The sequence below is a fragment of the Enterobacter sp. WPR_3_1 genome (assembly GCF_003635055.1).
GTDB lineage: Bacteria > Pseudomonadota > Gammaproteobacteria > Enterobacterales > Enterobacteriaceae > Enterobacter > Enterobacter ludwigii.
In genome coordinates, this window is sequence record NZ_RBXU01000010.1 from 473223 (window position 1) to 492376 (window position 19154).

Below are 19154 nucleotides of genomic sequence, written 5' to 3' on the forward strand. Positions count from 1 at the left end.
AAGTATGGACAGGCCACGTGCACGCTGCATGGGAGTGAGGTCACACGATGACGATCCCGCTGATATCATTCGTGAAATAGCTCACAGAACATAAGAATAAACTATTTCGCGCATTCGCTTTTGTTGAATAATTTATTCTTACCGCCTTTCAGTGAGGAACGTTATGCAACCGGACGCGCACAAGCGTGCATTAATTGCAGGCTCCATTGGTAACTTTATCGAGTGGTATGAGTTTGCGGTCTATGGTTTTCTGGCGACCGTAATTGCGAAGAACTTCTTCCAGCTTGAGGGGGACGCGGGGCTGACCAGCCTGATCCTTACCTACGCTTCCTTTGCCATCGCCTTCTTCTTCCGCCCGCTGGGCGCGGTGGTGTTTGGCAGAATAGGTGACCGGATAGGCCGAAAACCGACGCTGATTATTGTACTGGTGCTGATGACGCTGGCCACCGCCGCAATCGGTATTGTGCCGGTCTATGCCAGCATCGGTATTGCCGCCCCGCTGATTATCACGCTGCTGCGCATCCTGCAGGGATTGTTCGCCGGTGGTGAGTATGGCGGCGCCGTCTCGCTGATGACGGAGTTTGCCCCACGCGGCAAGCGGGGCCTCTACGGTGCATGGCAGTCATTTACCGTCGCGCTGGGCCTGTTAGCAGGCGCTGGCATTGTCGCACTGCTCTCCGCCCTTTTGACACCGGAAGCCCTGCATGACTGGGGCTGGCGCATCCCGTTCTTCCTGGCATTACCGATGGGCGTGGTGGCGCTGTGGCTGCGGGTGAGTATGGAAGAGACGCCAAGCTTTGTGCAGCAGCAGGAAAAGCCGGTTGCCGCTCAGGCTGATACCGTCGCCACGCTCAACGCCATTGCGATGGGCATTGGCCGGGTGATGGTCTGGTCAGCCGCGGGTTATACCTATCTGGTGATTATGCCCACCTATCTGCAGTCGGCGCTGCATACCGGGTTTAATCAGGCGCTGTTGATTGCGGTGATTTCGAATATCGGTTTTGCGCTGACGATTATTCCGTCCGGGATCCTGAGCGACAAAATCGGACGCCGCACGGTGATGATCGTCGCCACCACGTTGCTGCTGCTCCTTGCCCTGCCGCTGCTGAAGGTTTTACAGGCGGAGTCCAGCACGCTGGCAATCAAAGCGCTGGTGGTGCTGATTGCGGGTGGTCTGGTGGGGATGCTGGCAGGCCCCGGGCCGGCGATGCTCTCAGAGATGTTCCCGACGCGCGTACGGTATACCGGGCTTGGGCTGGCTTATTCCCTGTCGAACGCCCTTTTCTCGGGCTGCGCGGGGCTGATTATTACCGGGCTGATTAAAGAGACGGGCAACCTGGATATTCCGGCTTATTACGTCATGGCAACGGCGGTAGTGAGTATCTTCGCGCTGATGACGCTCAGGAAGGATGACCATTTGCGGTCACTGGAGGAGTGAGTTTTTCACCGTCTGGTGACCCTCCCACAGAAAATACGAAAGGCCGTCCTCAGGACGGCCTTGCTGTTTATTCCCCGCGCTGACGTACCGCTTCAAACAGGCAGATACCTGTTGCCACGGAGACGTTCAGAGACGACACGCTGCCCGCCATTGGAATGCTGATCAGCTCATCGCAATGCTCACGGGTCAGACGGCGCATACCTTCGCCCTCGGCACCCATTACCAGTGCCAGACGGCCGGTCATCTTGCTCTGATACAGAGTATGATCCGCTTCACCCGCGGTACCGACGATCCAGATATTCTCTTCCTGCAGCATACGCATGGTGCGCGCCAGGTTGGTGACGCGGATCAGCGGTACGTTTTCTGCTGCGCCACAGGCCACTTTCTTCGCCGTCGCGTTAAGCTGTGCAGAGCGATCCCTCGGCACGATAACCGCATGAACGCCTGCCGCATCTGCGCTTCGCAGACATGCGCCAAGGTTGTGCGGGTCGGTCACGCCGTCAAGGATCAGGAAGAATGGATTTTCCAGCCCGGCGATAAGATCCGGCAGATCGTTTTCCTGATACTGACGACCGGGCTTAACGCGGGCAATAATGCCCTGGTGAACGGCACCTTCACTTTTCTCATCCAGGAACTGGCGGTTCGCCAGCTGGATCACGACACCTTGTGCTTCCAGGGCGTGGATCAGCGGCATCAGACGTTTGTCTTCACGCCCTTTCAGAATAAACACTTCCTGAAAACGCTCCGGTGCGCGCTCCAGCAGGGCCTGCACCGCGTGGATGCCGTAAATCATTTCACTCATTGATGGTTCTCGTTCTGTCTTTTCTTTTCCCTCTCTCCGCAGGAGAGAGGGTCAGGTTGAGGGGGAGAATTACTCCGCCTGCTGTTTCTTCGCTGCGCGCTTTGCCCTGGTGGCAGCCGCAATTTTCTGCGTTTTGGTGGACGGCTTTTTCGCCTTCCGGGCCTCTTTCTTTGCGGCCTTCGGCTTCTGTTTCTTCTCACCGCGGAACGCGCTGTCTGGCTCGAAGTTTACCTTCTTACCCGCCTGACGACGTTTACCACCGGTGTTGCCGTTGCCCCCTTTTTTCGTCTTTTCACGCGCCGTTTTACCCACATTACGCGGGGCACGCTCGCTGGAGATCAGGCTAAAGTCGATTTTACGGTCGTCCATATTAACGGCTTCGACCTTCACTTCCACGCGATCGCCAAGACGATAGGTCTGGCCGCCAGATTCACCAATCAGGCGCTGCCCGACCTGGTCGAAACGGTAGTAGTCGTTATCCAGGCTGGAGACATGCACCAGACCGTCGATAAACAGTTCATCCAGACGGACGAAGAAACCAAAGCCGGTGACGCTGGCAATCACGCCTTTAAAGACGTTACCCACCTGGTCCAGCATAAAGTCACACTTCAGCCAGTCTGCCACGTCGCGCGTCGCTTCATCTGCACGACGTTCGGCCATGGAACAGTGCTGACCGAGTTGCAGCATCTCTTCCATTGAATAATGGTAGCCACCGGTTTCGGTCGTATTACCTTTATGACCCTGCTCCTGCGCCAGCAGATACTTGATCGCGCGGTGCAGGGAAAGGTCCGGATAACGACGGATCGGCGAGGTAAAGTGGGCATAAGACTGCAGCGCCAGGCCGAAGTGACCGCGGTTTTCCGGATCGTAAATCGCCTGCTTCATGGAACGCAGCAGCATGGTCTGCAGCATTTCTGCATCCGGGCGATCGCCAATCGACTCCAGCAATTCAGCGTAATCACGCGGCTCTGGCTTGTTACCGCCAGGCAGTTCCAGACCCAGTTCAGCCAGCACGGAGCGGAACGCAGTGATGGCTTCGGTCGACGGTTTATCGTGAATACGGAACAGCGCAGGTTCTTTGGCTTTCTCAACAAAACGTGCCGCCGAGATGTTTGCCAGAATCATACACTCTTCAATCAGCTTATGGGCATCGTTACGCTGGGTCTGCTCAATACGTTCAATGCGGCGTTCAGCGTTAAAGATGAACTTCGCCTCTTCGCTCTCAAACGAGATCCCGCCGCGCTCTTCACGCGCCTGATCCAGCGTTTTGTAGAGGTTATGCAGCTCTTCGATGTGTTTCACCAGCGGCGCATACTGCTCACGCAGATCCTGATCGCCCTGCAGCATATGCCAGACCTTGGTGTAGGTCAGGCGCGCATGGGAGCTCATTACCGCTTCGTAGAATTTGTAACCCGTTAAGCGCCCTTTGGTGGAGATGGTCATCTCGCAGACCATGCAAAGGCGGTCAACCTGCGGGTTCAGGGAGCACAGGCCGTTAGACAAGACTTCCGGCAGCATCGGGATTACCTGCGACGGGAAGTAGACCGACGTTCCACGGCTGCGCGCTTCGTTATCCAGCGGAGTATGCGGGCGCACGTAATAGCTTACGTCAGCGATGGCAACCCACAGACGCCAGCCGCCGCCGCGTTTTTTCTCGCAATAAACGGCATCATCGAAGTCGCGGGCATCTTCACCATCAATAGTCACCAGCGGCAGATCGCGCAAATCCACGCGGCCCACCTTGGACTCTTCCGGCACCTCTTCTTTCAGGCCGACAACCTGCTCTTCAACCGCTTTCGGCCAGACGTAAGGAATTTCATGAGTACGCAGCGCCATATCAACGGCCATGCCGGTGCCCATGTTATCGCCTAACACTTCGACGATTTTCCCGACCGCCTTGGTGCGGCGGGTAGGACGCTGGGTGAGTTCAACCACCACCACAAAGCCCATACGGGCGCCCATCACCTCTTCAGGCGGGATCAGGATATCGAAGCTCAGGCGGCTGTCGTCCGGCACCACAAAGCCCACGCCAGCGTCGGTAAAGTAGCGGCCAACAATCTGGCTGGTTTTAGGGACCAGGACACGCACCACGCGCGCTTCGCGGCGACCTTTACGGTCCGCGCCCAGCGGTTGCGCCAGGATCTGGTCACCGTGAATGCACATCTTCATCTGCTCAGAGGAAAGATAAAGATCGTCTTTACGGCCTTCTACGCGCAGGAAGCCATAGCCATCACGGTGGCCGATGACGGTGCCTTTCAGCAGGTCAAGACGTTCGGGAAGCGCATAGCACTGACGGCGGGTAAAGACCAGTTGCCCGTCGCGCTCCATCGCACGCAGGCGGCGGCGAAGGGCTTCAATTTGCTCTTCACCTTCAATGTTTAATTCAACGGCAAGTTCTTCACGATTGGCGGGTTTTTCGCGTTTTGTTAAGTGTTCAATGATGAACTCGCGGCTGGGGATAGGATTCGCGTATTTTTCGGCTTCGCGTTCCTGGAAAGGATCATGTGACATATCGGTTCCTCCGTTGTCAGCTCCGGTGGAAATTTTCTTCATTCCACCAGCAATAATTTATAAAGTGGTTGATTCTCTTCAACCAAATCGGCCAGCGTGTAGTTATCCAGTTCCTTGAGAAAACTTTGCACGGCCAGAGAAAGTGCCTGTTTAAGGCGACAAGCGGGCGTAATGTGGCAGAACGCGCTGCTGCAGTTCACCAGAGACAATGGCTCCAGTTCACGTACCACATCCCCAACACGAATACTCTGCGCCGGTTTACCGAGACGGATCCCACCATTCTTCCCGCGGACGGCAGCAACGTATCCGGCACGACTAAGTTGATTGATTATTTTGACCATATGATTACGGGACACACCGTATACCTCTGTAACCTCAGAGATACTGGTCATTTTCCCATCGGGTAACGACGCCATGTAAATCAGCGCGCGTAAGCCGTAATCGGTGAAACTTGTTAACTGCACATCAACCTCAGGAAAAAGGGAAAACGCGGATAAACCGCACAGATATTCATTAATGATGATAAACCAGCCAGATAGTAAGCGGCTAATTTATTTGACAGACGGGGCGAAAAAGCGGAGATCGAGGAGCGTTCGCCGGATGGCGCGACGCGTATCCAGCCTGCGGGTTGTCCCGCAGGCCAGCAGTCACGAAGATTATGCGTCGAACGGGTCGCGCAGGATCATCGTTTCAGTACGATCAGGGCCGGTAGAGATAATGTCGATCGGCACTTCGGTCAGTTCTTCAATACGCTTGATGTAATTCAGCGCTGCCTGCGGCAGACCGCTACGCTCTTTCACACCGAACGTCGTTTCAGACCAGCCTGGCATGGTTTCGTAGATTGGCTCGATGCCTTTCCAGTCATCCGCAGCCAGCGGAGTGGTGGTCACTTCGCGACCATCAGGCATACGGTAGCCTACGCAGAGTTTCACCTCTTTCAGACCGTCCAGCACGTCCAGTTTGGTCAGGCAGAAGCCAGACAGGGAGTTAATCTGTACTGCGCGACGCACGGCTACCACGTCCAGCCAGCCGGTACGACGACGACGACCGGTGGTCGCGCCAAACTCGTTACCCTGCTTGCACAGGAACTCGCCGGTTTCATCAAACAGCTCAGTCGGGAATGGACCCGCACCCACGCGAGTGGAGTAAGCTTTGATGATGCCCAGAACGTAATCTACATAACGTGGACCCAGACCAGAACCGGTCGCAACGCCACCCGCGGTGGTGTTAGAGGAGGTGACGTACGGATAGGTACCGTGGTCGATGTCCAGCAGCGTACCCTGCGCACCTTCGAACATGACGAAATCGCCACGCTTGCGCGCCTGGTCCAGCAGATCGGACACATCAACAACCATACCGGTCAGAATGTCAGCAATCGCCATGACGTCATCCAGCACTTTCTGGTAGTCAACAGCGTCAGCTTTATAGAAGTTCACCAGCTGGAAGTTGTGATATTCCATCACTTCTTTCAGTTTTTCAGCGAACGTCTCTTTATCAAACAGATCGCCCACGCGCAGACCGCGACGAGCAACTTTGTCTTCATAAGCCGGGCCGATACCACGACCGGTCGTGCCGATCGCTTTCGCGCCACGCGCTTTTTCACGCGCTACGTCCAGCGCCACGTGATAATCAAGGATCAGCGGGCAGGCTTCGGAGAGCAGCAGACGCTCGCGAACGGGGATACCACGGTCTTCCAGACCTTTCATCTCTTTCATCAGAGCAGCCGGAGACAGCACAACGCCGTTACCGATGATGCTGGTGACGTTTTCGCGAAGAATGCCTGATGGAATAAGATGGAGGACGGTTTTTTCACCGTTGATTACGAGAGTATGGCCTGCGTTGTGACCGCCCTGGTAGCGTACAACATATTTAGCCCGTTCAGTCAGAAGATCAACAATCTTCCCTTTACCTTCGTCACCCCATTGGGTGCCCAGTACGACGACGTTGTTACCCATTTTTTTCAAAATCACCGTTTGCTTAAAAATGGATTCTACCATCGCTTTTTCAGATATACAGCACTTTTTGACCTCAAAATACGCCAAACCAGATTACTTTTTGATCAGCCAATCGTTTTCCTCAACATGTAGTAGATAACGATGCCGGCAACCACAAGTCCGCCCCCAAATCGACGCAAAATATTATCCGGCAACTGGCTCAGAGAGGCTATCATCCGACGCCATGCACGCGGATAAAGCATCGGTCCAAGGCCTTCCAGCACCAGAACCAGGGCCAGCGCAAGCCAAATCGTTGAATTCATTTTTAATCCTTATAAAAGAAAACCACCGCTCCGTTGAGAGCGGTGGTTTGAATACTCAAACTGGCCTGAGTTTATCGCGTTGCGTTAGCCGGCGTCTTCATGTAACGGAAGAAATCGCTGTCCGGGCTGAGCACCATCACATCCTGGTTGCTCTGGAAGCTGTTCTCGTAAGCTCGCAGGCTACGGATAAAGGCGTAGAAGTCGGGATCCTGGCTGAAGGCATCGGCAAACAGTTTTGCCGCTTCGGCATCCCCTTCACCGCGCAGAATACGGCCCTGACGCTCAGATTCTGCCAGCGTCTTGGTCACTTCGTAATCCGCTGCCGCACGCAGTTTCTCCGCCTCTTCCTGACCTTGTGAACGATGACGACGGGCTACCGCTTCACGCTCGGCGCGCATACGGTTGTAAATCGCCTCGGACACTTCCGCTGGCAGGTTGATCTGCTTGATACGGACATCGACCACTTCGATACCCAGAGCAGCCATACTGTTCGGGTTGATCACCGGCACTTTGCCGTTGGTTTCAGCCTGAACGCGTTCTGCCGCTTTGGCAATGGCATCATCCGCTGCCGGGGTGGTGACTTCGTCTTCGGTTCCTGCAGAGCCGGAGTTCAGCGCATCACGCACTTCCAGCGTCAGACGACCACGGGAGTCGGTGACGATGTCTTTCACATCCAGACGACCAATCTCAGAGCGCAGACGGTCAGAGAACTTACGTTTCAACAGCACTTCCGCCTGAGAAACGTCGCCACCGCCCGTTGCCAGGTAGTAGCGGCTGAAATCACTGATACGCCATTTGATGTAGGAATCAACGATCAGGTCTTTCTTCTCTTTGGTCACGAAACGGTCGGCCTGGTTATCCATGGTCTGGATACGGGCGTCGAGCGTTTTCACCGATTCAATCAGTGGCATTTTAAAGTGCAGGCCCGGCTCAAACACCAGCGGCTTGTTCTCGCTGTCGCGCAGAACTTTACCAAAACGCAGGGTAATTCCACGCTCGCCCTCTTTCACCACAAAGATAGAGGTATAAAGCACGACCAATACGATGATGATGATCGCAATAACTGACTTACGCATCCTTATTCCCCCTGACGCTGGTAGTCGTTACGCTGCGCGTTAGCACGGCGTTGGTCCATAATGTCACCATCGTTCGAAGAAGGCGTGGTTGTGGCGCTTGAGCTACCGGATGCCGCAGGTGGCAGACGCAGCAGGTTGTTGGCACCGCTGGTATCCGCCTTTGCCGCCGGCGCCGAACCGCCTTTCAGCATCTGATCCAACGGCAGTACCATCAGATTTCCACCTTTGCTGTCGTTAACCAGTACCTTACGCGTATGGCTCAGCACTTTTTCCATGGTCTCAATATAAAGACGTTCACGGGTAATCTCCGGAGCCGCTTTATATTCTGGCAAAATCTTCGCGAAACGCGCCACTTCACCCTGAGCTTCCAGGACGGTCTGGGTTTTATACGCACGCGCTTCTTCAAGAATACGCTGCGCCTGACCGTTAGCACGTGGCTGAACTTCGTTGGTGTACGCTTCCGCTTCACGGATGTACTGTTGTTCGTTTTCACGGGCGGCAATCGCGTCATCAAACGCGGCCTTCACCTCTTCCGGCGGACGAGCAGCCTGGAAGTTGACGTCCAGCAGGGTGATACCCATGTTGTACGGGCGAATGGTCTCTTCCAGCTCACGCTGGGTATCGCTACGAATAACGGTACGACCTTCGGTCAGAATGCGGTCCATGGTGTATTTACCGATCACACCGCGCAGCGCACTGTCTGTGGCCTGGCGCAGACTGTCATCCGCACTGGTCACGCTAAACAGGTAGTGCTGCGGATCGGTGACGCGGTACTGGACGTTCATCTCAACGCGCACAACGTTCTCGTCGGAGGTCAGCATCACGCCGGACGCCGCCAGTTCACGGACAGACTCCACGTTCACCGCGGTCACGTCGTCAATGAAAGTCGGTTTCCAGTTCAGACCTGGCTCAACCAGATGGCTGAACTTCCCGAAACGGGTGACCACACCGCGTTCCGCTTCTTTAATGGTGTAGAACCCGCTGGCAGCCCAGATGATCACCACGGCAGCGGCAACAATGCCCACCACGCGGCCCCCTAACTGCGGGCGCGGCCCCTGAGTGGAACCCCCACCAGAGCCAGAACCTTTACCTCCGCCAAGGCCACCAAGCTTCTTGCTTAGTTTGCGGAAGATATCATCCAGATCCGGCGGCCCCTGCTCGCGACCACCTTTGTTGCCATTTCCCCCAGAGTTGCCGCCTTGATTATTGCTGCTTCCCCACGGGTCGCGGTCTTGTCCGTTATTACCGGGCTGATTCCACGCCATGTATATGCTCCATATTTGTTATGCAAGGGCGAATTATTCAGGCATCCCCTTTCTGATCAGACGATATAGTCGACCAGCGCAGGTTCTTGTTTACAGAGGCGACGCCAGTCAACGATCGGCAAACGCACCTGCATCCCCACGCTGCCGTCATCCTCCATCCACTCTTTTTCTATCGCCTGAAGCTGATAAAACCGGCTGCGCAGCCTGCCTTCCTGTGGCGGCAATCGCAGCGTGTGCTGGGCTACCTCACCGGAAAGACGTTCTGTCAAAGCCTGGAAAAGCAGTGGCACACCAATACCGGTCTGAGCGGAAAGCCAGACCCGAATCGGTTTGTTCTCTTCATCTCGGTCGATACGCGGCTCAAAATCCTCCAGCATATCGATCTTGTTCATCACCAACAGCGTTGGGATGTCGTCGGCGTCGATCTCGTCGAGCACCACGTTTACCGCGTCGATGTTCTCCTGCAAGCGAACGTCTGCAGCATCAATGACGTGCAGCAGCAGGGTCGCCTGACGCGTCTCCTGCAGGGTGGCTTTAAACGCAGCCACCAGGTCATGCGGCAGGTGACGGATAAACCCTACGGTATCCGCCAGCACCGTTTCACCGACGTCGGCGACGTCAATACGACGCAATGTGGGGTCCAGGGTCGCAAACAGCTGGTCTGCGGCATAAACCTGGGCCTCAGTAATCTGGTTAAACAGGGTGGATTTACCGGCGTTGGTATACCCCACCAGCGACACCGTCGGGATGTCAGCTTTTGATCGCGCCCGACGTCCTTGCTCACGCTGTTTTTCAACGCGTTCCAGACGTGAAAGGATCTGGGTAATACGGCCACGCAACAGACGGCGGTCGGTTTCAAGCTGGGTCTCACCCGGACCGCGCAAACCAATCCCGCCCTTTTGTCTTTCAAGGTGGGTCCAGCCACGCACAAGCCGCGTTGCCAGATGGCGCAACTGCGCCAGCTCAACCTGCAGCTTACCTTCGTGAGTACGCGCACGTTGAGCGAAAATATCTAAAATCAAACCCGTGCGATCGATAACACGGCATTCGCAAAGACGTTCCAGGTTACGTTCCTGAGCCGGAGACAGCGCATGATCAAACAACACGACTGACGCGCCGGTTGCTTTTACGGCATCCGCAATTTCAACTGCTTTACCTTCACCAACAAAATACTTTGGGTGCGGCGCTTTACGGCTACCGGTAATCACCTGCATTGCTTCGACACCGGCGGAAGAGACCAGAGATTCAAACTCCTGGAGGTCTTCCATATCTTTGTCTTGCGTAAAATAGATGTGTACCAGCACCGCCTGCTCACCGGCATCATAACGGTCAAACAAGCGTAAATTCCTCAAAAAAGATCAGCGGGGAACGCAGGATCCCTGGCTCCCCGTGTGGATAACAGCCCGAAACCTTATTCGGTATCTTCGCTGTCCTGCGCAGGAGAAGAAGAACCCTGCGCGCTGCTGCCATGATGGTAGTTACTACCCGTGCCGCCGCCAGTGTTATTGCTGTGATGGGATACCGGACGAGACGGAACAACTGTAGAAATAGCGTGCTTATAGACCATCTGACTGACCGTGTTTTTCAACAGGATCACGAACTGATCGAAAGATTCAATCTGACCTTGCAGCTTAATACCATTCACCAAATAAATAGAAACTGGAACACGTTCCCGACGCAATGCGTTCAGGAACGGATCTTGTAAAGATTGCCCCTTAGCCATTCTATCTTTTCCTTATATGCTTGTTTTGTACTTAGAACCTTGCGATTCTGAAAAATTGCGCACGATACGACTCAATTGTACACATTCAGTGAGCGATATCACCAACAACCTCAATCACTTCGTTTAACGCCTGTTGCGGTTTTTCACTGTCTAACCAGTGAACACCGTCCCAACCGCGCAACCAGGTGATCTGGCGCTTCGCTAACTGTCTCGTGGCGCAAACACCTCGATAAACCATTTCATCATATGAAATCTCGCCTTCAAGATATGACCACATCTGGCGGTATCCCACACAACGAACGGAAGGCATATCCGTATGCAAATCTCCACGGGCAAATAGCGCCCGCACTTCTGCTTCAAAATCTGAAGCTAACATCTGATGAAAACGCTGCTCAATTCGTTGATGGAGCAGTTCACGGCTCGCCGGGGCGATGGCGAACTGATGCACCTGATACGGCAGAGCGTCTCCTGACGTTTGCGTCAGTTCCGTTAAAGTTTTACCCGAAATGAAAAAAACTTCCAGTGCCCGGGAAAGCCTTTGCGGATCATTTGGATGGATCCGTGCTGCGGCAACCGGGTCAATCTCGGCCAGTTGCTTATGCAAAACGTCCCATCCCTGCTCTGCCGCCTGCTGCTCAATTTTTGCTCTTACTTCCGGATCCGCTGATGGCAGAGGTGAAAGCCCCTCCAGCAACGCCTTGAAATAAAGCATGGTTCCGCCAACCAACAGCGGTATACGTCCCGCCGCCGTTATCTCGGCCATCTCGGCTAACGCATCGCGGCGGAAATCCGCTGCGGAGTATGCCTGAGCCGGGTCGAGAATATCCAGCAAACGATGCGGTGCCGCACGCAGTTCGTCTGCGTCAGGCTTCGCCGTGCCGATGTCCATCCCTCGGTAGATAAGGGCAGAATCGACACTAATCAACTCTACAGGCAAAACTTTACGCAACTCAATGGCCAGTGCCGTTTTGCCGGAGGCCGTGGGGCCCATTAAAAAAATCGCCTTTGGCAGGCTCGCCTTGCTTACGTCAATCATGTTTCAGGGCATTCATCGCCGTTTGTAAATCAACAGGTTGTAATAACCCACCTGGCGGTGTCTTCACCAGATGCGGACAAAGGCGTTCAACCTCCGCCAGCACGCTAATGGCCTGCGCCATACTCCACGGCGCATGTTCGCTTGCCAGATGGCGGGCGATCCACTGCGCGGTGTTGGCGGCATCAAACGACGTTTGCTGCGCCAGGTAGCCTATCAGTTCAGGAATCAAGTTTTGTAAATTTTGTTGGCGTAAGGGTAAAGGCACTGCGCGAATGGTCACATGTTGTGGTTCGAGCACCATTTCAATGCCCATCTGCGCCAACAGGGCCTCTGCGCGACGCAGTACCCCTGTTTCTTCAGGGGATATTTTTAGCCGAACGGGGATCAGCAGCGGTTGTGCACAGGCCGCGTTTTCACCCGGCGTAAGCTGCACTTGTTTAAGCCAGCGTTCCGCCACCGGCAATGCCAGAAGCATCACGTGGCCTTCGCGCTCCAGCAACGCCATATCCGGTGCGATAATCGTCAGAACCCGGCCAAAACTCTGGCTGTGGCCGTCCAGTGAAGGCGCTGGCACCGCGACAGGCGCTTTGCGCTCCACCGCGGGGGTTTCCAGCAATTTCCGGTACAACGCTCCCTGCTGTTTTTGATAGCCAGGTTGGGCGTTGGGATAGTTCGCTCCCGTTGGGCGCGGTGTGCTACCCGCAGCAGAGAAACGCGGGGCATCCGGCTCACGCGCCACGGCAGGTTCAGCAAAATGGTTCCGGCCCGCTGCAACACGGTTTTCCGGAAACGCGCGCGGGGCGGGTTCTTCTTTTTCCAGCGGCAGCGTCGGTTCAGCCTGCTGTTGCAATACGCTCAGCACGCCCTGATAGATAAAATCATGCACCAGACGTGACTGGTGGAACCGCACTTCATGCTTGGCAGGATGGACGTTAACGTCCACCTGGTGTGGATCGATTTCTAGATAGAGCACAAACGCCGGTTGCTGATCTGCGCCCAGTTTATCTTCACAGGCCTGACGAATGGCGTGGTTGATGAGGCGGTCACGCATCATGCGGCCGTTCACGTAGCAATACTGGATCTCAGCGAAGGCGGCGCTGCTCGCGTTGGGGTCAGCCACCCAGCCGCGCATGGCCAGATCGCCATGCTGCCACTCAATGGCCAGCGCGTGCTCGAGGAACGGTACGCCGCAGATAGCGCCCAAGCGGCGCTCTTTTTGCCCACCTTCCGCCACAGCGCGGTACTGGCGCATGACTTTGCCGTTATGGCTAAGGTTAATGGTCACGTCAAACCGCGCCAGGGCAATGCGACGAATGATCTCATCGATATGCCCAAACTCGGTTTTTTCGGTACGCATAAACTTGCGTCGGGCGGGGGTGTTATAAAACAGATCCAGCACTTCCAGCGTCGTACCGACCGGATGCGCCGCTGGTTTAATCGTCACGTCCATATCACGCCCTTCGGCGTACGCCTGCCAGGCTTCCTGCTGTTCAGCGGTACGGGAGGTGAGCGTGAGACGGGAAACGGAGCTGATACTGGCCAGCGCTTCCCCGCGAAAACCGAGGCTGATGATCGCTTCCAGGTCATCAAGAGAGGCAATTTTACTGGTGGCATGACGCGCCAGCGCTAACGCCAGCTCGTCTTTTTTAATTCCACAGCCGTTGTCACGAATGCGAATCAGCTTTGCGCCGCCGCGTTCGATATCAATATCAATGCGGGTGGCCCCCGCATCAAGGCTGTTTTCTACCAGCTCCTTCACCACCGATGCAGGGCGCTCCACCACCTCACCGGCGGCGATTTGGTTCGCGAGCTGCGGCGGTAGAACCTGAATCGGCATGAATTCTCCTTAGTTGGTCGCGGTCATCTCACCTGGCTGCGCTGCGCTGGCCGTCTGGGCGGCACCGCCCTGTGGCGCGGACTGCAGCGGATGCGCATCAAAGTATTTACGCAGACCGTTATAGATCGCTTCGGCAATTTGCTGCTGATAGCTGTCGCTGCCCAGCAGGCGTTCTTCAGCGTTATTACTGATAAAGCCTGTTTCCACCAGAATCGATGGAATATCCGGCGATCGCAGAACGCCAAGGCTCGCATGCTCCGGACGGCGCTTGTGCAATGACCCGATGCCCTGCAGCTGATTCAATACATTTGTGGCGACATCATACCCGACGCGCTGGGAATGACCGAATTGTAAATCCAGCACCGCCTGGCTGAGATACGGATCGGCCTGGCTGTTTGCCAGCACATCACCCGCTCCACCTAACAGTTCGGACTGTTTCTCGTGCTCTTCAAGCCAGTTTGCCATTTCACTGTTCGCCCGACGGTTTGACAGCACCCACACTGAGGCTCCCGTGGCGTTACGGTTTGGCGCGGCATCCGCATGAATGGACACCAGGAAATTGGCATTTTGCTTACGTGCCACATCCGAGCGGCCCATCACCGAGATAAAGTAATCGCCGTCGCGCGTCAGCACGCCTTTAAACATAGGGTCGTCATTTAGCAGCGTCCGCAGCTTACGGGCAACCGCGATGGTGACATTTTTCTCCCGCGTACCGCCCGGGCCAATTGCGCCGGGATCCTGACCGCCGTGCCCCGCATCAATGGCGATAATCACTTTATCACCGCTGACCGCGCGACGTGCGCTGGCCGCCGGCCGCGTCACGGTATTGCTGCTGGTAACGCTGGTAATGCGGTCGCTGTCCGTTTTAAACGGATTACGTGCCGGTTCAGATGGGCGCGGAGTATAAACCGGCGCTTCCACGCGTTTCGCCACCACTGGTGGAGGCGGAGGCGGCGGAGGGGCGTCAGCGTTGATGGTAAAGACCACCGTATAATTCGCACCGTTTTGCTGCTTAACCGCTCTGGTTTTACCCTTTTCGGTTAGGTCGACCACCAGACGCAATGACTGGCTATCTTTTGGCGAGCCGGAACGAATGCTTTTAACCAGATTATGGCCGCTGAACTGGAGCGGTAACCCCTGGATAACCCCGGTTTGTTTGATATCCAGCGCCACGCTGTGGCTGTCTGGCTGTGAAAAAGCATATTCCGGATCGCCCATAAAGCTGAACGTGATCCTGGCCTGGCTTTCGCCGTTCGACACCTGAATATCCGACAGGCTTGCCGCTCCGGCCTGCGCGCACAGCAGCACCGTGGTAGCCAATAACCAACCTTTAACGCGACTAATCATCCCGTCATCCCTACGCTTAACCGGCCAGACGCGCCAGTAAGGAACTACCTGATGAGGAAACAGCACTGATGCGTGCCTCACGCCCTTGTGCCTGGTAATCTAAGTGAATTTCGACATCCGGGTCAGGCAACACACCCGCACCTTGTTGCGGCCACTCCACCAGGCAGATGGCATCATTGGCAAAATAATCACGGATCCCCATAAATTCCAGCTCCTCGGGATCCGCAAGGCGGTATAAATCAAAGTGGTACACCATGAGATTTTCAAGGGTGTACGGTTCTACCAGCGTGTAGGTTGGGCTTTTCACATTGCCTTTATGGCCTAACGCCTGCAGAAAACCCCGGCTGAAGGTGGTTTTACCCGCACCTAAATCACCATACAGATAAATGACGGTTGCCCCCTGACAGGCCTGTGCCACGCGTTTGCCAAGATCTAAAGTGGCTTGTTCATCAGGTAAAGAAATCGCTCGATTAGTCATTTTCTACGTCAATCACATCCGGGTTAACAACACGCCGTAGCGTACAAAAAAGATCGGTGGCCAGCATTCCGCGTGTACCGTAACGTGCCGCCAGCTTATCCGCCGCGACACCATGGGCCACGCAGCCAGCGCAGGCTGCATCATAAAGGGGAAGTTTCTGTCCAAGCAATGCGCCAATGATGCCGGAAAGCACATCGCCCATTCCGCCGCTCGCCATGCCCGCATTTCCGGCATCGACAATGCCCAGCGCCTCGTCGCTGGCGACAACGGTTCCTGCCCCTTTCAGAACGGCAACACCTCCGTAACGTTTTACCAGACGCCGGGCAGAAAGTAAGCGATCGCTTTCAATTTCTGCCACGCTGCAGTTAAGCAGGCGCGCGGCTTCGCCGGGGTGCGGCGTCAGAATGCGATTGTGACGCTTATCAGGATTGATTGCCAGAAGGTTCAGCGCGTCGGCATCCCACAGCATCGGTTTACGAAAATTCTCGACCTTCTGCAGGGCCTGTTTCCCCCAGGCCTGCTGCCCAAGCCCCGGGCCAATGACCACGACATCCGCCCATTCGAGACTCTCTTCAAGCGACTGCGGCGTCAATTCATGCACCATCAGCTCCGGACGGGCCGTAATAATTGGCGCACTATTTTCGATGCGCGTCAGCACCCGCACTAAACCGGCACCGCAACGCAATGCCGCTTCCCCCGTCATGCGGATAGCCCCCGCCGTACCGTGGTCACCTCCAATGATCACCAGCCTGCCGTGATCGCCTTTATGGGACGTCGGGCGGCGCGGCGGTAGCCACTGTGCCAGCAGCGAAGCATCAACGCGCGAAACGTGGGTTTCCTGTCCGGCAAGCCAGCTCTCCAGCCCCAGTGCGTTATGGTGCAACGTTCCCGTGACATCCCGTGCTTTACCGGTAAGCAGCCCCGGTTTCAGGGCGATAAAGGCAACGGTGTGCGCGGCCTGAATCACCGCGCCCGGCGTCGTGCCGGTTTGCGCCATCAGTCCAGAAGGTATATCCAGGGCCACCACCGGCGCGCTGTGGGCATTGGCACGTGCAATCAGGGTGGCAACCGGGTCGCGCGGCGCACTGCGTAGTCCGGTGCCCAGCAGGCCATCAATAATCACATCAATCTCTTCCGGCCAGACGATATCGGTGGCATGAATAACACCGCCCGCGTTCAGCCAGGCTTCCCGCGCCGCACTGGCCTCTTCTGGCAGCGGTTTATCGCTCTCCAGCGCCAGCAAGGTCACGTGGATCCCGGCGGCAACCGCCAGGCGGGCGACGACATAACCGTCACCGCCGTTATTGCCGTGTCCGCATAAAATCAGCCAGTGCGACGATTCAGGGTAAGCCGTGCGGGCAACGTTAAACGCCGCTTCACCCGCGCGTTGCATCAGTTCATACAGGGTAATGCCGAGGCTGTCTGCGGCCTCTTTTTCGGCGTGCCGGAGGTCATCCGCATGCCAGATGGAATGTGGTATACTTTCGGGGTTTTTCTTCACAGTATGGTCCGTCATGTCACAGCCCCTCGATCTCAATGAATTAGCGCAAAAAATTAAACAGTGGGGTGCTGAGCTTGGCTTCCAGAAGGTGGGTATCACCGATACCGACCTCTCCGCCAGCGAGCCGAAACTGCAGGCATGGCTGGATAAACAATACCATGGCGAAATGGAGTGGATGGCGCGTCATGGCATGATGCGTGCCCGCCCACACGAGCTGTTGCCTGGTACATTACGCGTCATCAGCGTACGCATGAACTACCTGCCCGCCAACGCGGCGTTTGCTCGCACGTTAAAAAATCCCGCTCTCGGTTACGTAAGCCGGTATGCCCTGGGCCGTGATTACCATAAGCTTCTGCGTAACCGTTTAAAAAAACTCGGGGAAACTATTCAGCAGCACTGTGTGTCGCTGAATTTTAGACCGTTTGTAGACTCTGCGCCTGTTCTTGAGCGCCCGATAGCAGAAAAAGCCGGGCTTGGCTGGACAGGTAAGCACTCACTTATCCTTAGCCGCGACGCCGGATCGTTCTTTTTCCTCGGTGAACTGCTCATAGATTTGCCGCTGCCGGTAGATGGTCCGGTAGAGGAAGGTTGCGGGCGCTGCGTGGCCTGCATGACCATCTGCCCGACGGGTGCCATCGTTGAGCCTTATACGGTGGATGCGCGCCGCTGCATCTCCTATCTCACCATTGAACTCGAAGGGGCGATACCGGAAGAATTCCGTCCGCTCATCGGGAACCGTATCTACGGCTGCGATGACTGCCAGCTGATCTGCCCCTGGAATCGTTACTCGCAGCTTACGGATGAAGACGATTTCAGTCCTCGTAAAGCGCTTCATGCGCCTCAGCTTATCGAGCTCTTCGCCTGGAGTGAGGCCTGGTTCCTGAAAGTCACCGAAGGATCCGCCATTCGGCGTATTGGGCATCTGCGCTGGTTACGAAATGTCGCCGTTGCGCTGGGTAATGCATCCTGGGATGAAGCCAATATTCAGGCGCTCGAAAGTCGCAGAGGTGAGCACCCACTTCTTGATGAACACATAGAATGGGCGATTGCGCAGCAAATCGAGAAGCGCAATGCCTGCGTTGTCGAGGTGCAGCTGCCGAAGAAACAACGGCTGGTGAGAGTGATTGAAAAAGGGCTTGTACGGGATGCTTGATATATTCACAGCCTGTGAATAAAAATAAAAACTCAAGCGCCATCGGGGCTGGCAATGAGGTCAAGTGATCTAAATAACATTTTGAAATGAAATTTACTTCATTAAATTCAGCATGTTAAGAAGATATTATTCACCCTGCTAATTTTCTTCTGGTCTGTAACTGAGTAGGGCTTCTGTGGATAACTCTGTTCACAAGAGTATTTCAGATGCAATAGAAAATGTCCCCAACGAAGCATTCCGCTGTGGATAATCTGGAGATGATAAGAATTTGGAGCGGGAAACGAGACTCGAACTCGCGACCCCGACCTTGGCAAGGTCGTGCTCTACCAACTGAGCTATTCCCGCTTGGGTGGTCCGTGCTGTGGAAGCACTTTCAAATTTTGGAGCGGGAAACGAGACTCGAACTCGCGACCCCGACCTTGGCAAGGTCGTGCTCTACCAACTGAGCTATTCCCGCTTGGGTGGTCTGTGCTTTAGAAGCACCTTCAAATTTTGGAGCGGGAAACGAGACTCGAACTCGCGACCCCGACCTTGGCAAGGTCGTGCTCTACCAACTGAGCTATTCCCGCAAATTTGCACTGCTTTTGTTGCTGTCGTAACGTGTATTTCTCTGTCGTTACGGGAGGCGCATTATACGAGAAATCCGTTTAGCTGCAACCCCCCTAAAAGCGTTTTTTGTGAAATTCAGTTCAAGTGATGGAATATTCATCGCTTTGCACGTTTTTACACC

General features: G+C 55.4%; 16 protein-coding genes and 3 tRNA genes. 2 read left to right on the forward strand and 17 right to left on the reverse strand.

Annotated features, from left to right (window positions below):
• Positions 1-163: 163 nt before the first annotated feature.
• On the forward strand, positions 164-1438 hold the full coding sequence (locus BJ887_RS13880) for an MFS transporter (protein WP_040018462.1): 1275 nt from the start codon (positions 164-166) through the stop codon (positions 1436-1438).
• Between the two features lie 67 nt (positions 1439-1505).
• On the opposite strand, the gene rlmB is transcribed toward BJ887_RS13880, so the two are convergent.
• From rlmB to nnr, 14 genes are all read right to left on the reverse strand, one after another.
• On the reverse strand, positions 1506-2240 hold the full coding sequence (gene rlmB, locus BJ887_RS13885) for a 23S rRNA (guanosine(2251)-2'-O)-methyltransferase RlmB (protein WP_014168319.1): 735 nt from the start codon (positions 2238-2240) through the stop codon (positions 1506-1508).
• A gap of 69 nt (positions 2241-2309) precedes the next feature.
• The gene (gene rnr, locus BJ887_RS13890) at positions 2310-4751 is read right to left on the reverse strand and encodes a ribonuclease R (protein ID WP_121340004.1); all 2442 of its coding nucleotides are present in this window, start codon (positions 4749-4751) and stop codon (positions 2310-2312) included.
• 38 nt (positions 4752-4789) lie between these two features.
• Complete coding sequence (gene nsrR, locus BJ887_RS13895) at positions 4790-5215, reverse strand: nitric oxide-sensing transcriptional repressor NsrR (protein ID WP_014168317.1); 426 nt, start codon at positions 5213-5215, stop codon at positions 4790-4792.
• A gap of 192 nt (positions 5216-5407) precedes the next feature.
• Positions 5408-6706 carry an adenylosuccinate synthase gene (locus BJ887_RS13900; RefSeq protein ID WP_025206256.1) on the reverse strand — a complete coding sequence of 433 codons (1299 nt, stop codon included), beginning with the start codon at positions 6704-6706 and terminating at the stop codon, positions 5408-5410.
• 104 nt (positions 6707-6810) lie between these two features.
• The gene (locus tag BJ887_RS13905) at positions 6811-7008 is read right to left on the reverse strand and encodes a DUF2065 domain-containing protein (RefSeq protein WP_014168315.1); all 198 of its coding nucleotides are present in this window, start codon (positions 7006-7008) and stop codon (positions 6811-6813) included.
• A 71-nt stretch (positions 7009-7079) separates the two neighbouring features.
• A complete protein-coding gene (hflC, locus tag BJ887_RS13910) occupies positions 7080-8084 on the reverse strand; it encodes a protease modulator HflC (protein WP_014168314.1) in 1005 nt (334 codons plus the stop codon).
• A gap of 2 nt (positions 8085-8086) precedes the next feature.
• A complete protein-coding gene (gene hflK, locus BJ887_RS13915; protein WP_014168313.1) occupies positions 8087-9349 on the reverse strand; it encodes an FtsH protease activity modulator HflK in 1263 nt (420 codons plus the stop codon).
• Between the two features lie 56 nt (positions 9350-9405).
• Positions 9406-10686, reverse strand: coding sequence for a ribosome rescue GTPase HflX (hflX, locus tag BJ887_RS13920; RefSeq protein ID WP_020882944.1), 1281 nt, complete (start codon positions 10684-10686; stop codon positions 9406-9408).
• Positions 10687-10760: 74 nt separating this feature from the next.
• Positions 10761-11072 (reverse strand): RNA chaperone Hfq, encoded by a 312-nt coding sequence (gene hfq / locus BJ887_RS13925; RefSeq protein ID WP_014168311.1) that lies wholly within the window; start codon positions 11070-11072, stop codon positions 10761-10763.
• A gap of 85 nt (positions 11073-11157) precedes the next feature.
• Positions 11158-12108 (reverse strand): tRNA (adenosine(37)-N6)-dimethylallyltransferase MiaA, encoded by a 951-nt coding sequence (gene miaA / locus BJ887_RS13930; protein WP_014168310.1) that lies wholly within the window; start codon positions 12106-12108, stop codon positions 11158-11160.
• Positions 12101-13945, reverse strand: a complete 1845-nt coding sequence (mutL, locus tag BJ887_RS13935) for a DNA mismatch repair endonuclease MutL (protein WP_025206257.1) — start codon at positions 13943-13945, stop codon at positions 12101-12103. Before mutL ends, miaA begins: the two co-directional genes overlap by 8 nt.
• 9 nt (positions 13946-13954) lie before the next feature.
• Positions 13955-15292, reverse strand: a complete 1338-nt coding sequence (amiB, locus tag BJ887_RS13940; protein WP_121340005.1) for an N-acetylmuramoyl-L-alanine amidase AmiB — start codon at positions 15290-15292, stop codon at positions 13955-13957.
• Between the two features lie 16 nt (positions 15293-15308).
• Positions 15309-15770 carry a tRNA (adenosine(37)-N6)-threonylcarbamoyltransferase complex ATPase subunit type 1 TsaE gene (gene tsaE, locus BJ887_RS13945; protein ID WP_020882947.1) on the reverse strand — a complete coding sequence of 154 codons (462 nt, stop codon included), beginning with the start codon at positions 15768-15770 and terminating at the stop codon, positions 15309-15311.
• Positions 15763-17286, reverse strand: coding sequence for a bifunctional ADP-dependent NAD(P)H-hydrate dehydratase/NAD(P)H-hydrate epimerase (gene nnr, locus BJ887_RS13950; protein ID WP_025206258.1), 1524 nt, complete (start codon positions 17284-17286; stop codon positions 15763-15765). Before nnr ends, tsaE begins: the two co-directional genes overlap by 8 nt.
• On the opposite strand from nnr, the gene queG reads away from it, so the two are divergent.
• Entirely contained in the window at positions 17285-18424 is a 1140-nt protein-coding gene (gene queG, locus BJ887_RS13955) for a tRNA epoxyqueuosine(34) reductase QueG (RefSeq protein ID WP_025206259.1), read from the forward strand. The two genes, nnr and queG, sit on opposite strands and share 2 nt — an antisense overlap.
• A gap of 269 nt (positions 18425-18693) precedes the next feature.
• On the opposite strand, the gene BJ887_RS13960 is transcribed toward queG, so the two are convergent.
• From BJ887_RS13960 to BJ887_RS13970, 3 genes are all read right to left on the reverse strand, one after another.
• Positions 18694-18769, reverse strand: a tRNA-Gly gene (locus BJ887_RS13960).
• 36 nt (positions 18770-18805) lie between these two features.
• Positions 18806-18881: transfer RNA gene (locus BJ887_RS13965), tRNA-Gly, on the reverse strand.
• A 36-nt stretch (positions 18882-18917) separates the two neighbouring features.
• A tRNA-Gly gene (locus BJ887_RS13970) sits at positions 18918-18993 on the reverse strand.
• Positions 18994-19154 lie beyond the last annotated feature (161 nt).

Excerpts from the sequence above, each read along its gene's own strand:
- BJ887_RS13880 (WP_040018462.1), top strand. The coding sequence starts at position 164 with ATGCAACCGGACGCGCACAAGCGTGCATTAATTGCAGGCTCCATTGGT.
- rlmB (WP_014168319.1), bottom strand. The coding sequence starts at position 2,240 with ATGAGTGAAATGATTTACGGCATCCACGCGGTGCAGGCCCTGCTGGAG.
- rnr (WP_121340004.1), bottom strand. The coding sequence starts at position 4,751 with ATGTCACATGATCCTTTCCAGGAACGCGAAGCCGAAAAATACGCGAAT.
- BJ887_RS13900 (WP_025206256.1), bottom strand. The coding sequence starts at position 6,706 with ATGGGTAACAACGTCGTCGTACTGGGCACCCAATGGGGTGACGAAGGT.
- BJ887_RS13905 (WP_014168315.1), bottom strand. The coding sequence starts at position 7,008 with ATGAATTCAACGATTTGGCTTGCGCTGGCCCTGGTTCTGGTGCTGGAA.
- hflC (WP_014168314.1), bottom strand. The coding sequence starts at position 8,084 with ATGCGTAAGTCAGTTATTGCGATCATCATCATCGTATTGGTCGTGCTT.
- hflK (WP_014168313.1), bottom strand. The coding sequence starts at position 9,349 with ATGGCGTGGAATCAGCCCGGTAATAACGGACAAGACCGCGACCCGTGG.
- hfq (WP_014168311.1), bottom strand. The coding sequence starts at position 11,072 with ATGGCTAAGGGGCAATCTTTACAAGATCCGTTCCTGAACGCATTGCGT.
- miaA (WP_014168310.1), bottom strand. The coding sequence starts at position 12,108 with ATGATTGACGTAAGCAAGGCGAGCCTGCCAAAGGCGATTTTTTTAATG.
- mutL (WP_025206257.1), bottom strand. The coding sequence starts at position 13,945 with ATGCCGATTCAGGTTCTACCGCCGCAGCTCGCGAACCAAATCGCCGCC.
- amiB (WP_121340005.1), bottom strand. The coding sequence starts at position 15,292 with ATGATTAGTCGCGTTAAAGGTTGGTTATTGGCTACCACGGTGCTGCTG.
- tsaE (WP_020882947.1), bottom strand. The coding sequence starts at position 15,770 with ATGACTAATCGAGCGATTTCTTTACCTGATGAACAAGCCACTTTAGAT.
- queG (WP_025206259.1), top strand. The coding sequence starts at position 17,285 with ATGTCACAGCCCCTCGATCTCAATGAATTAGCGCAAAAAATTAAACAG.
- nnr (WP_025206258.1), bottom strand. The coding sequence starts at position 17,286 with ATGACGGACCATACTGTGAAGAAAAACCCCGAAAGTATACCACATTCC.